Source organism: Arcobacter sp. CECT 8983 (assembly GCF_004118855.1).
Lineage (GTDB): Bacteria > Campylobacterota > Campylobacteria > Campylobacterales > Arcobacteraceae > Halarcobacter.
Map to the genome: position 1 here is coordinate 144,717 of NZ_PDKF01000014.1, position 12,971 is coordinate 157,687.

General features: G+C 30.5%; 11 protein-coding genes. 6 read left to right on the top strand and 5 right to left on the bottom strand.

Annotated elements, in window-relative coordinates; genetic code table 11:
- Window positions 1-152: 152 nt before the first annotated feature.
- Window positions 153-2,207 (bottom strand): ATP-dependent helicase, encoded by a 2,055-nt coding sequence (locus tag CRV01_RS12855; protein WP_129008706.1) that lies wholly within the window; start codon window positions 2,205-2,207, stop codon window positions 153-155.
- A 171-nt stretch (window positions 2,208-2,378) separates the two neighbouring features.
- Between CRV01_RS12855 and CRV01_RS12860 the strand changes: the two genes are divergently transcribed.
- Window positions 2,379-3,278, top strand: a complete 900-nt coding sequence (locus CRV01_RS12860) for a LysR family transcriptional regulator (protein ID WP_129008708.1) — start codon at window positions 2,379-2,381, stop codon at window positions 3,276-3,278.
- A gap of 35 nt (window positions 3,279-3,313) precedes the next feature.
- Here CRV01_RS12860 and CRV01_RS12865 read toward each other — a convergent pair whose 3' ends face one another.
- The 4 genes from CRV01_RS12865 to trxB form a co-directional block, all read right to left on the bottom strand.
- Window positions 3,314-4,315: a TIGR01212 family radical SAM protein gene (locus CRV01_RS12865; RefSeq protein ID WP_129008710.1), complete on the bottom strand. Its 1,002-nt coding sequence runs from the start codon at window positions 4,313-4,315 to the stop codon at window positions 3,314-3,316.
- Entirely contained in the window at window positions 4,290-5,639 is a 1,350-nt protein-coding gene (purF, locus tag CRV01_RS12870; protein ID WP_129008712.1) for an amidophosphoribosyltransferase, read from the bottom strand. The genes CRV01_RS12865 and purF overlap by 26 nt, the downstream gene beginning before the upstream one ends.
- An 83-nt stretch (window positions 5,640-5,722) precedes the next feature.
- Window positions 5,723-6,496 carry a 4-hydroxy-tetrahydrodipicolinate reductase gene (dapB, locus tag CRV01_RS12875; RefSeq protein ID WP_129008714.1) on the bottom strand — a complete coding sequence of 258 codons (774 nt, stop codon included), beginning with the start codon at window positions 6,494-6,496 and terminating at the stop codon, window positions 5,723-5,725.
- Window positions 6,497-6,664: 168 nt separating this feature from the next.
- On the bottom strand, window positions 6,665-7,594 hold the full coding sequence (gene trxB, locus CRV01_RS12880) for a thioredoxin-disulfide reductase (RefSeq protein WP_129008716.1): 930 nt from the start codon (window positions 7,592-7,594) through the stop codon (window positions 6,665-6,667).
- Window positions 7,595-7,841: 247 nt separating this feature from the next.
- On the opposite strand from trxB, the gene CRV01_RS12885 reads away from it, so the two are divergent.
- The 5 genes from CRV01_RS12885 to CRV01_RS12905 form a co-directional block, all read left to right on the top strand.
- A complete protein-coding gene (locus CRV01_RS12885) occupies window positions 7,842-9,164 on the top strand; it encodes a sodium:alanine symporter family protein (RefSeq protein WP_129008718.1) in 1,323 nt (440 codons plus the stop codon).
- 135 nt (window positions 9,165-9,299) lie between these two features.
- On the top strand, window positions 9,300-10,067 hold the full coding sequence (locus CRV01_RS12890) for a fumarate reductase cytochrome b subunit (RefSeq protein WP_129008720.1): 768 nt from the start codon (window positions 9,300-9,302) through the stop codon (window positions 10,065-10,067).
- A gap of 10 nt (window positions 10,068-10,077) precedes the next feature.
- Window positions 10,078-12,060, top strand: a complete 1,983-nt coding sequence (locus CRV01_RS12895; protein WP_129008722.1) for a fumarate reductase flavoprotein subunit — start codon at window positions 10,078-10,080, stop codon at window positions 12,058-12,060.
- A complete protein-coding gene (locus CRV01_RS12900) occupies window positions 12,060-12,785 on the top strand; it encodes a fumarate reductase iron-sulfur subunit (RefSeq protein WP_129008724.1) in 726 nt (241 codons plus the stop codon). The genes CRV01_RS12895 and CRV01_RS12900 overlap by 1 nt, the downstream gene beginning before the upstream one ends.
- Window positions 12,786-12,795: 10 nt before the next feature.
- Window positions 12,796-12,971 (top strand): fumarate hydratase (locus CRV01_RS12905; RefSeq protein ID WP_258238415.1); only part of this gene is annotated, 176 nt, incomplete at its 3' end.

Genomic DNA, 12,971 nt, shown 5'->3' on the forward strand with positions numbered 1-12,971 from the left:
GTCAAGTGTTCCAGAAAAGCCTGCTTTTTTATTTCTATATTTTCTTTTTATTCTGTTTAAATATGAGTTTGAGCTTACAAACATAGGTTTGTTTACTACAATTAATTTATTTAATGGTTTATTATCGTATAATTTTTTTTGCATTATTTATATTAAATTTTTTCTACAAAACTAGATAAAATATCTCTTCTTGTTCCACCAAAATTAATAGTTAATTTATAATCTTTTCCAGCCTTGTTAGCTTTTTGAACTCTTCCCATTCCAAAAATTTTATGCTGAACTAAATCACCTTTTTTATATGATGAAGTTTTTTCAATAGTTAAACTTCCTTTTATAAGACCACTTTCACTTAAAAATCTACTTTTAAGTAAAGATGCTCTCTTCCCTTTATAGAATCTTGAATGAACAAAAGACATAGTTAAAGTATCCATTGCTCTAGTAATAGCAACATAACCTAATCTTCTTTCTTCTTCTATATCACTTCCATCTCCAATAATAGGGAAAAAACCTTCTTCCATACCTATTATAAATAAGTGTTTGTATTCTAAACCTTTTGAAGAGTGAATACTCATCATTGATACAGCTTGTTCTGTTAATTCACTTTGTTCTGATTCAAGGGCAATTTCATTTAAAAAGTCATCTAGATTTTGATGTGGATTTTGAATAAAATAGTCTCTTATATAACCATAGAACTCATCAATATTTGCTTGTCTATCAAAACCATCTGGAACATTATCATAAGAAGTTCTATAATCAAAAGTATCTTCAAAGGCATCTAAGAATCTCATTTTAGATTCTTCTAATGTATCTCTTAAATCCATAATTGAAGCCATAAATACTTTTAATGTTCTAGAGTTCTTTTTACCTACAACAGCACTAAGTTCTTCTGGTTCAAAATCCTCAATAATATTAAAAATAGGTTTTTTAAGTTCAATTGATTTAGCATCAAGCTTATCAATTGTAGTTTTACCTATTCCTCTTTTTGGTTTATTTACAATTCTTTTAAATGAAAAGTTATCAGTTGTATTTGTTAAAACTCTAAAATAAGCAATTAAATCTTTGATTTCTGCTCTTTCATAGAATTTCATTCCACCAATAAGTCTATAGTTTAAGCCAGCTTTATTAAACCCTTCTTCTAAAGACCTTGAAAGTGCATTTACTCTAAACAAAATAGCAATATCTTTTGCACTTTCGCCACTAGCAATTAACTTTTTGATGTCATCAGTGATTTTTCTTGTCTCTTCATTTTCATCAGATGATTCATATACTTTTACAGTATCACCTTCTTTTCTTGTTCCAATTAACTTTTTGCCAAGTCTGTCTCTATTATGTTCAATAAGTTGATTTGCATGATTTAAAATTATGTTAGTTGAACGATAGTTATTTTCAAGTTTTACAATCTTTGTTCCCTCAAAATGCTCATGAAAATTTAGGATGTTTTTAATTGTAGCACCTCTCCATCCATAAATTGATTGGTCATCATCACCAACAACACAAAGATTTTCATGGGTTGAGCAAAGTTTTCTTAGAAGTTTATATTGCAATTCATTTGTATCTTGATACTCATCTACCATCACATATTGATACTTTTGGCTAATCTGCTTAGCTAGTTCTTCATTTTGTTTTAAAATTAAATATGGAAGAAGTAATAGATCATCAAAATCAACAAGGTTGTTTTTTAATAAATATGCTTCATATTTTTCATATATATCTGCTATTTGTTGATAGATTTTTAATTGAGCTGCTGACTTAGCTTCAGCTGGAGTTATTAATGTGTTTTTATATTTTGAGATTTCACTTACAAGTAAAGATGTAGTTATCTCTTTATCAATTGATTTTAAAATTCTTTTTTTATCGTCTGTATCTATAATAATGAAATTGTTTTTTCTATTTAGTTCACTCATATGAAACTTCAAAAAAAGTAGTCCAAATTTATGAAAGGTACAAAGTAATGGAGGAGTATTTACAATTGAGGTATCAATCATAGAGTAAGCTCTTTCTCTCATCTCTGTTGCAGCTTTATTTGTAAATGTTAGAGTTAAAATTGAGCTTGGGTCAATTCCAATAGAAATAAGGTAAGCAAGTCTTGTGGTAATAGTTTTTGTTTTACCAGAGCCAGCTCCTGCAAGAATCAATAAAGAACCATCAATATGCTGTGCAGCTTCCCTTTGAGACTCATTTAACGATGATAAAGAATTTTCTAACATTTTTACTCCATTTACCCAAAAAAAATAGTATATTTCTAAATATTGATTATTAATTTAGTAAGGTAATATATTAGATTATAGCATAATTTGTTTAAATTAATTACACTTCTTAATATTTTTATTTATAAATAAATGTTATTATAATCATTAAATTTTTTAAAGGCAACAAGAATGTTAACTGATTTTGCGAAACTTGAAACTTTTTTAACTGTTGTAAGAGAAAAGTCTTTTTCAAAGGCTTCAGCCAAGTTAGGTATCTCTCAACCAGCTGTTACTCAACAAATGAAGTTCATTGAAGACTATCTTGATGTGCAAGTAGTTGATAGAAAAAAGAATGGTATTAGACTTACAAAAGAAGGTCAAATGCTTTATTCTATTGCACAAAAAATCGAAAGATGTGTAAACAATGGGGAAAAAGAGTTACTTAAAATTATGAACAAAGATGTAACTTTTTTATTTGGTGCTTCATTTATAATTGGAAACTATATTCTTCCAAGATTTTTAAATAACCTAAAAGAGAATATTAACAATGATGTTTCTATCAACGTTTCTGTTTCTCACAAAGCAATTGAAGACTTATTAGATAAAAAAATTGATATGGCATTAGTTGAAAACTATATTCCAGATGATGAGATTATCTATAGAGAATGGATGGATGATGAGATTGTAATTTTCTCAAATCAAAAACTTCCAGCAAAAGCAAAAGCTAGTGACTTATTATCATATAAATGGGTATGTAGAAACCCTGATTCTCATACTAGATTAATTTTTAAAGAGTCATTAGAAAAAGCAAACTATCCAGATTGTGATACATTTGATGTTACAAGTGAAGTTACAAGTGCTACAACTATTGTACAAACTGTTTTACACTCAGATAAAAATGAAACTCCAACTGTTTCTATTGTATCTAGAAATGCAATTGAGTCTTTACTTAAAGCAGGTGCTTTATATGAGTCAAGAATTGGAAATCATAAAATGTCTAGAAAGTTATATATTGCATATAGAAAAGATAGAAAACATGATGCATTTATAGAAAATGTTGTTGACTATCTACTTAAAATTAAAGGATAAATACTAAGATTTATATCTTAGGTATTTTCCCCTTTTTAATACTTCAATCCCTCTTTTATTAAAGCTTTTCTTATTTTACTTATTTGTTGATGTTTATTTTTACACCACATAGGAGATAGTAGTGTACTATCATCTATTCCAGCAGTTATTCTTTGAACAGAGATAGTATCAGGTAACCTTTTTATTGACTCAACAACAGTTTCAATATATAAGTCTTCAGAAATAGGAGTAAAATCACCTCTTTTAAAATCTTTTGTTAAAAGAGTATTTTTAACCACATATAAAGGATGGAATTTAATAGAATCAACGTCTAAAGCAATAGTCTCATCTAAAGTTTTTAGCATCATCTCTTTATTTTCATCAGGTAATCCATAGATTAAATGTCCACAAACATTTAAACCTTTTTGTTTAGTTCTTTTAATCCAGTACCTCATATTTGAAGCATCATCACCACGGTTTATTTTTTCTAAGGTTTTATCATAAAAAGATTGAATTCCATACTCAACCCAAATCTCTTTGTCAGTACTTAACTCTTTTAAAAAATCAAGAATTTCATCAGTCATACAATCAGTTCTTGTACCAATAGAAAGACCTATTACATTGTCAAAAGATAAAGCCTTTGTATAAAGAGCTTTAAGTGTTTCTAATGGAGCATAGGTATTTGTAAAAGATTGGAAATAAACAATATATTTTTTAACTCCAAATTTATTGTTTAATCTATCCTTTGTTGCATTAAACTGCATTTCAAGCTGTTTTAGTTGATTTTCTAAAAAAGGGTTTTCTTTTACATTAGGATTTAGTTTGAACTTTGGTTTTCTTTCAGTAAGATTAGGAGAAAAAGAGTCATTTTCACAAAAGGTGCAACCACCCTTTGCTACTGTTCCATCAATATTTGGACAAGTAAAACCACCTATAGAAATAGGTACTTTATAAACTTTATGTCCAAACTTTTTCTTAAAGTATCTTCCAATAGTTAATACTTCTTTATTTTGATATTTATTTATATTTTTTTTATTTTGTAACGAAATAGTCACCATCAAAGCTTTCTAGGGCATAATTAGTACCCTCACCAATTGATTCTTTTAAATCTTCAATTGATAAATATTCTAATGTATCTGCCTCTATATATTTACAAATTTCATCTTTTGTCATTCTATGAGAGATTAACTCCTCTTGGTTTGGAGTATCTATTCCATAATAACAAGGGAATTTAATTTCAGGAGATGCAACTCTAAAGTGTACTTCTTTTGCTCCTGCTTCTTTTAGCATCTTAACAATTCTTTTAGAAGTTGTACCTCTAACAATAGAATCATCAATTACTAATAAAGATTTTCCTTCAATTAAAGACCTCATTGGAGAAAGTTTCATTTTAACTTTCATATTTCTCATCTCTTGAGTTGGTTCAATAAATGTTCTTCCAACATAGTGGTTTCTTATAATTCCATATTCGAATGGAATTTTACTCTGCGCAGCATATCCAAGTGCAGCAGGAACTCCTGAATCAGGAACAGGAACAACCATATCTACTTTAATAGTTGAGTCTTTGTCATTTTTTGCTAGAGCTCTACCCATATTTTCTCTAGTTCTATATACATTTTTACCATCAATTACAGAATCTGGTCTTGCAAAATATACATATTCAAAAGCACAAGGTCTAAACTCTGGTTCAAATAGTTGAATTGATTCAGGTTCGTCATGACCTTCTGCAAAAATTAACATTTCTCCTGGTTTTACATCTCTTATAAATTCAGCATCTACTAAATCAAAAGCACAAGTTTCACTTGCCACAATATATCCACCAGTTTTTAGCTTTCCTAAAGATAAAGGCCTAATTCCATATCTATCTCTAATTACAAACTGTTTAGATCTAGATTGGATAATAAAACAGTATGCACCTATAGTTTTATTTAGCCCTTCTTTAATTCTATCTCTTAATCTTTCATGGCTACTTTTTGCAATAAGATGAATTAGGTTTTCAGTATCCATTTCTGTTTGGAAAATTGCACCTTCTTCTATTAGCTCTTGTCTAACTTCATTTTTATTAATAAGATTTCCATTGTGAACAATAGACATTTCACCTAGTTTATACTTTGCAGAAACTGGTTGAGCATCAAAAATAGAATCTCCCCCTGCTGTAGAGTATCTATTATGACCAATTGCCATATTCCCTTTTAGATAATTTAATGCTTCATCAGTAAATACTTCAGAAACTAATCCACTATCTTTTTTAGTATAAATTTTTCCATCACAAGATGATGAGATTCCTGTTGCTTCTTGCCCTCTATGTTGCATAGAGAATAGAGCTAAAGAAGCAAGTCTAGCGGCATTTTCATTACCATAGATTCCAACTATCGCACACATTTATTTAACCTTTAAAAAAAAATGAAAAGTGAACTTGAGTGCTGAAATTTCTTTTCATTTTTAATATTAATTTATTTTTTATTTTATAGACCTAAACAGTCATTAATTGAGTAAAGCCCCGGTTCTTGATTAACAAGCCATTTTGCAGCTTTAATTGCACCTTTTGAAAAGGTATTTCTAGAAGTTGCAGTATGATGTAACTCAATAAATTCACCATCATTATATAATCCAACAGTATGTCGTCCAACTATATCCCCACCTCTTAAACTCATAACACCAATTTCATCTTTTGTTCTTGCACCTATTTCACCGTCTCTTCCTGAAATTCTAACTGCATCTAAATCTAAGTCTCTAGCACGTGCTGCATGTTCTGCTAATGTTAAAGCTGTTCCAGATGGAGAATCAATTTTGTATCTGTGATGTTGTTCAACAATCTCACAATCAAAATCTTTAAGCGCTTTACTTGCAAGTGATACAAGTTTATTTAAAACAGCAACACCTAAACTCATATTTGTAGCATATAAAACGGGTACTTTTTTACTAGCTTCAATTAATAGATTTTGTTGATGTTTATTAAATCCAGTTGTAGCTATAACTAATGGTTTTGTCCCACCATTTTCAACAATCTCCTCAAGTAAGCTTTGAGTTGCAGCAGGTACACTAAAATCAATAATAACATCACTTGAATCTAATAATACTTTCATCTCATTTGTAATTACTGTATCTTCAGGAACATTTTTTGTTAATTTACTAAATACATGACAAGCTGAAAGTTTTGTTTCATTGTCAACTTCTAAATCATCTATTAAAAGAGAACCAACTCTACCTGTAGTTCCTACAATACCTACATTTATCATAAGGTTTTTCCTTTTTTTATATTAATTATATTAATTTATAGCTGCAATTATACAGCCTATTATTTTAAAAAGTTTAATGAAGATGATATAGTACTTAAAAAACATTAAGTCTAAGGTTAAGAAAAAGAAGAAAGAACAATTCTTTCTTCTTTTTTATTGGTAAGATTTTTATCCTAAATATTCAATAATATCTACTGCTGCTGTTGCCCCATCTGCTGCGGCGCAAACAACTTGTTTTGCTGCTTCAATTCTAACATCACCAGCTGCATATAAACCTGGTACATTAGTTCTCATTTTAAGATCAACAATAACTTCTGTTTGTTCATTTACATCACAAAGGTATGAACCATCATCTTGTTTTAATGCATCACTTAAAACATTTCTTCCAACAAATACAAATACACCTGGTACAACTATTTCTCTAGTTTCACCATTTTCTTTTGATTTAACAATAATTCCAGTTACACCCATGTTATCACCAACTACTTCTTCAACAGTAACATTTGTAACTTCTTCAATGTTTTCAGCTTTTTTCATATGCTCAATTGTACTTGGAGCAGCTCTATATGTATCTCTTCTATGTACTAAATAAACTTTAGAACAAATTTTTGAAAGATAATAAGCCTCTTCTAAAGCAGTATCTCCACCACCAATAACAGCTACTTCTTTGTTTTTATAGAAGAAACCATCACAAGTTGCACAAGTTGAAATTCCTCTTCCAAAGAACTTATCTTCACCTTTAAATCCACCTTTTTTAGGAACAGAACCTGTTGCTAAAAGTACAGATCTAGCTTCTTGCTTAGTACCATCACCTAATTCTACTTCAAAGTTATCACCAGCTTTTCTTACTTTTAGAATTTGTTGCATTTCATGTTTAAGTCCAAACTTCATAGCTTGTGTTGGCCAAGATTCCATTAACTCCATACCAGTTACAACTTTTTCTTGACCTGGGTAGTTTTCAATTTCACTACTTCCTGTAATTTGTCCACCAGGCATACCCATTTCAAACATTGTTACGTTGTTAAGTCCACCTCTAGTTGCATATAACCCAGCTGTTAAACCAGCTGGTCCTCCACCAATAATTGCTAAATCTAACATTTATGTTCCTTTTAAATATTATTATTTTTGTACTAAGATACTTATCATTTATTTTAATTTTGAAAAGAAATGATACAAAATTATAAGTAAGAGTTTAATAAATCTTAAATAATAATTTTTTTCCTTTAGTAAAATTTATCGTATTAAACTATATTTCTTCTAAATATTTCCTTTAGTCAATAACTATTCAAAATTTTTTAACTAATTCTAAGGTATTATATTTACTTTCAAATTTAAGGGGTATAAAATGGAAATTTTAGACAATATTATATCAACTGCCTCAGATTTTGTATGGGGTGTACCTATGCTAATTTTATTAGTTGGTACAGGTTTATTTTTAACGATCAGATTAAAAGGTATGCAGTTTTGGGCTTTAGGACATGCTTTAAAACTTATTTTTACTAAAGAAAAAAATGCAGCGGGTGATATTTCACACTTTCAAGCACTAATGACAGCTTTAGCAGCAACAGTAGGTATTGGAAATATTGTTGGAGTTGCTACTGCAATTACTTTTGGTGGTCCAGGTGCAGTTTTTTGGATGTGGGTTACGGGTCTTGTAGGTATGGCAACAAAATACTCAGAAGCAATATTAGCAGTTAAATATAGAGAAAAAGGTAGAAATGGCTATAAAGGTGGTCCAATGTACTATCTATCAAATGGTTTAAATATGCCAAAACTAGCTTTTCTTTTTGCATTTTTTACTATATTAGCTTCTTTTGGTATAGGAAATATGACACAGTCAAATGCAATATCAAATGCACTTTTTGCACAATTTGAAACTCCAACTTGGGTTACAGGAACTGTTTTATTAACAATTACTTCTTTTGTAATTATTGGTGGTATTAAATCAATAGGAAAAACTACTTCTTTCTTAATTCCATTTATGATTATCATTTATCTAACTACTTCATTAGCTATTATCTTTACAAATTTAGATAAAGTGGGAGATGCTTTTGGAATGATTTTTTATTATGCATTTAATCCAATTGCAGCTGGTGGTGGATTTGCTGGTGCAGCAGTTGCAGCCGCAATAAGATATGGTATTGCAAGGGGTGTTTTCTCAAATGAATCTGGTCTTGGTTCTGCTCCAATTGCAGCAGCAGCAGCTAAAACAAATGACCCAGCAAAACAAGCATTAGTTTCAATGACTCAAACTTTTATTGATACTTTAGTTGTTTGTACAATGACAGCTCTTATTATTCTTATGGCTCCTGTTTGGCAAACAGGTGGAAATGCAGGAGAACTTACTTTAAAAAGTTTTGAATACTTTTTAGGTGATTTTGGAGCAATTATAATTGTTATTGCAACTGTTTTATTTGGATACTCTACAATTCTTGGTTGGTCTTATTATGGAGAAAGAGCATTTGAATATATTTTTGGAGATAAATCAATTAAACTTTATAGAATTGTTTTTGTAAGTTTTATTGTTGTTGGAGCAATGACAGAATTAAAACTTGTATGGAACTTCTCTGATTTAGCAAATGGTCTTATGGCTATTCCAAACTTAATTGCATTACTTCTTTTATCTAAAATAGTTTCAGAAGAAACAAATAGATACTTTAAAAAATAGATATGTAAACCTCTAGGTTTACATATCATCTCTTACAAATTTAAAAAAAAATTAAATTTTTATATTAAACATCACATTAAAGTCACTTTGCATTTGTAAACTTTCAACAAGAAAAAAATTCTCAAAGGAGATACTATGGAGAAAGTTATTGAAGCCTATACTGGTGCTAGTTCAGAAGGTAAAAAAAGTAGAGTTCCTGCAAAACTTGATAAAGCTTTGACAATTTCAGGAGTAATACTTGCTATTTTTATGATGGCCCATATGTTTTTTGTTTCTACAATTTTATTTGGTGAAGAAACAATGTATGCAGTAACAAAAATGTTTGAGTTAGACTTTATTTTTGATGGAGGACTTCCAATCATTGTTAGTGTATTTGTTGGAATAATCACAGCAATATTTATTGTACATGCAATTTTAGGAATTAGAAAATTCCCTACATCATATAAAACATACTTAAAAATAAAAGAACACTCAAAAATGATGAAACACACTGATACTTCATTTTGGATGTTCCAATGGATTAGTGGTCTTATTATGATGTTTGGGGCAACTATTCATCTTTATATTATGTTTACTCAACCACAAAATATTGGGCCATATTCAAGTGCCCATAGGGTTGTAAGTGAAAATATGTGGCTTTTATATATGGTTTTATTAATCTGTGTTGAGTTACATGGTTCAATTGGATTATATAGAGCTGCTATGAAATGGGGTTGGTTTGATGGCAATAACCCAAAAGCAACTAGAGCAAAAATGTTAAAAGCTAAAAAAATTCTAAGTTTCTTCTTTTTAGCACTTGGATTTATTACACTGTTTGCTTATATTAAAATTGGTATTGAAAGAGCTGATCAATTACCAATGAAATATCATCCAATTAATAGTGTAGAAATTATTAAAAAATAAAGGGTTTGATATGAAAATAAAATATTGTGATGCATTAGTAATTGGTGGTGGATTAGCAGGTTTAAGATCTGCTGTTGCCGCTGCTCAAAAAGGTTTAAGTACAACAGTTTTAAGTTTAGTTCCAGTTAAAAGATCTCATAGTGCTGCTGCTCAAGGTGGTATGCAAGCATCTTTAGGAAATGCAAAAATGTCTGAAGGTGATAACGAAGATGTTCACTTTGCAGATACTGTAAAAGGTTCAGATTGGGGATGTGACCAAGAAGTAGCAAGAATGTTTGTTACAACTGCCCCAAAAGCAATTCGTGAACTTGCAGCTTGGGGTGTACCTTGGACAAGAATTAAAAAAGGTAATCATGAAGCAGTTATTAATACAAAAAGAACAACGATTTTTGAAGATGATGATAAACATGGATTAATTAATTCAAGGGATTTCGGTGGTACAAAAAAATGGAGAACATGTTATACAGCAGATGCAACTGGCCATACAATGTTGTTTGCAGTAGCAAATGAGTCTTTAAAATTAAATGTAAATATAGAAGATAGAAAAGAAGCAATTGGATTAATTCACCATGATAAGAAATGTTATGGTGCAATTGTTAGAGATTTAATTACAGGTGAAATTGCTGCTTATGTTGCAAAAGGTACTTTAATTGCAACTGGTGGATATGGAAGAATTTATGAGATTACTACAAATGCAGTTATTTGTGAAGGTATCGGTACTGCTATTGCTTTAGAAACAGGAATTGCAAGACTAGGAAATATGGAAGCTGTACAATTTCACCCTACACCACTTTTCCCATCAGGTATTTTATTAACTGAAGGTTGTAGAGGTGATGGTGGAGTTCTTAGAGACAAAGATGGACACAGATTTATGCCAGATTATGAGCCTGAGAAAAAAGACTTAGCTTCAAGGGATGTTGTATCAAGAAGAATGATGGAACATATGAGAAAAGGTAAAGGTGTAGAATCTCCATATGGCACACACTTATGGCTAGATATTTCTATTCTTGGACGGGAACACATTGAAAAGAACCTAAGAGATGTTCAAGAAATTTGTGAATACTTTGCAGGTATTGACCCAGCTGATGAAGGTACAAAAGGATGGGCACCGGTTCATCCAATGCAACACTACTCTATGGGTGGAATTAGAACTAAACCAACAGGAGAATCACAAACTCTTTCTGGATTATTTAGTGCAGGAGAAGCTTCTTGTTGGGATATGCATGGATTTAACAGACTTGGTGGAAACTCTGTTTCTGAAACTGTAGTTGCGGGTATGATTGTTGGCAACTATTTTGCAGATTATTGTATAGAAAATCAAATTGATATCAAAACAGAAATTATTGAAAAGTTTGTAAAAGAAAAAGAGTCTTACATGAAAGAGCTTGTATCAAAAGATACAGGAGAAGATGTATTCAAAATCAAAAATAGAATGAAAAAAATCATGCAAGATTATGTTGGTATTTTTAGAGATGGGGAAGGCTTATCAAAAGCAGTTGTTGAATTAGAACAACTATATATCAAGTCTAAAAATGTGGCTGTAAAAAATAAACAATTAAGTGCTAATCCAGAACTAGAAGAAGCATATAGAGTTCCAATGATGCTAAAAGTTGCACTATGTGTAGCTAAAGGAGCATTAGATAGAACAGAGAGTAGAGGTGCTCATACAAGAGAGGATTATCCAAAAAGAGATGATGAGAACTGGTTAAAAAGAACTCTTACTTCATGGAAAGAAGGAGACACTATGCCAACAGTTGAATATGAAGACTTAGACATTATGAAAATGGAAATTCCTCCAGGATTTAGAGGTTATGGGGCAAAAGGTAATTTAATAGAAAATCCTTTAAGTTCAATTAGACAAAAAGAGGTTGATGAACTAAGAGAAAAATTAGAAAATGAAGGTGCAAATAGATATGAAGTTCAAAATGAATTAATGCCTTTTCCTTTACAGCCTGAATACAAAAGAAAAAATGTAAGATTAGGAGATAAATAATGGCACGAGAATTAACAATAAAAGTTCTTAGATATGACCCTCAAAATAAAGACTCTATTAGAACACATATTGAAGAATATAAAATCCAAGAAGCAGATAGTATGACAATCTATCTTGCTCTTACGCAAATTAGAGAAACAATGGACGCTGGACTTAGTTTTGACTTTGTATGCCGTGCTGGAATTTGTGGAAGTTGTGCAATGATGATTAATGGTAGACCAAAATTAGCTTGTAGAACACTAACAAAGGATTTACCAGATGAAATTATTTTATTACCTCTTCCTACATTTAAACTTATCAAAGACTTATCAGTTAATACTGGGGTTTGGATGGATGAAATGAGTAAAAGGGTTGAATCTTGGATTCACACTTCTAAAGAGACTGATATTGCTCAAATTGAAGAGCCAATAGAACCAGAAGTTGCTGATGCAGTATTTGAACTTGATAGATGTATTGAGTGTGGATGTTGTGTAGCTGGGTGTGGAACAAAACTTATTAAAGAGGATTTTGTTGGAGCAGTGGGACTTAATAGAGTTGCAAGATTTGAATGTGACCCACATGATGAAAGAACAGCTGATGATTATTATGAGTTAGTTGGTGATGATAATGGTATTTTTGGTTGTATGACTCTATTAGGTTGTGAAGATACTTGTCCTAAACACTTACCTTTACAAAATAAAATTGCATATATGAGAAGAAAACTTGCAACAGTGCAAGGTTCATAAGGAGTAAATTATGGGAAAAATCACAGAGAAAGATATAATCGATAGTATAGCAGATGCCTGTCAATATATCTCTTTTTACCATCCAGAAGATTTTGTAAAAGGAATGGTAGAAGCATACGAAAAAGAGGAGTCAGAAGCAGCAAAAAATGCAATAGGACAAATTTTAATAAACTCAAAAATGTGTGC

Excerpts from the sequence above, each read along its gene's own strand:
- CRV01_RS12855 (WP_129008706.1), bottom strand. The coding sequence starts at position 2,207 with ATGTTAGAAAATTCTTTATCATCGTTAAATGAGTCTCAAAGGGAAGCT.
- CRV01_RS12860 (WP_129008708.1), top strand. The coding sequence starts at position 2,379 with ATGTTAACTGATTTTGCGAAACTTGAAACTTTTTTAACTGTTGTAAGA.
- CRV01_RS12865 (WP_129008710.1), bottom strand. The coding sequence starts at position 4,315 with ATGGTGACTATTTCGTTACAAAATAAAAAAAATATAAATAAATATCAA.
- purF (WP_129008712.1), bottom strand. The coding sequence starts at position 5,639 with ATGTGTGCGATAGTTGGAATCTATGGTAATGAAAATGCCGCTAGACTT.
- dapB (WP_129008714.1), bottom strand. The coding sequence starts at position 6,496 with ATGATAAATGTAGGTATTGTAGGAACTACAGGTAGAGTTGGTTCTCTT.
- trxB (WP_129008716.1), bottom strand. The coding sequence starts at position 7,594 with ATGTTAGATTTAGCAATTATTGGTGGAGGACCAGCTGGTTTAACAGCT.
- CRV01_RS12885 (WP_129008718.1), top strand. The coding sequence starts at position 7,842 with ATGGAAATTTTAGACAATATTATATCAACTGCCTCAGATTTTGTATGG.
- CRV01_RS12890 (WP_129008720.1), top strand. The coding sequence starts at position 9,300 with ATGGAGAAAGTTATTGAAGCCTATACTGGTGCTAGTTCAGAAGGTAAA.
- CRV01_RS12895 (WP_129008722.1), top strand. The coding sequence starts at position 10,078 with ATGAAAATAAAATATTGTGATGCATTAGTAATTGGTGGTGGATTAGCA.
- CRV01_RS12900 (WP_129008724.1), top strand. The coding sequence starts at position 12,060 with ATGGCACGAGAATTAACAATAAAAGTTCTTAGATATGACCCTCAAAAT.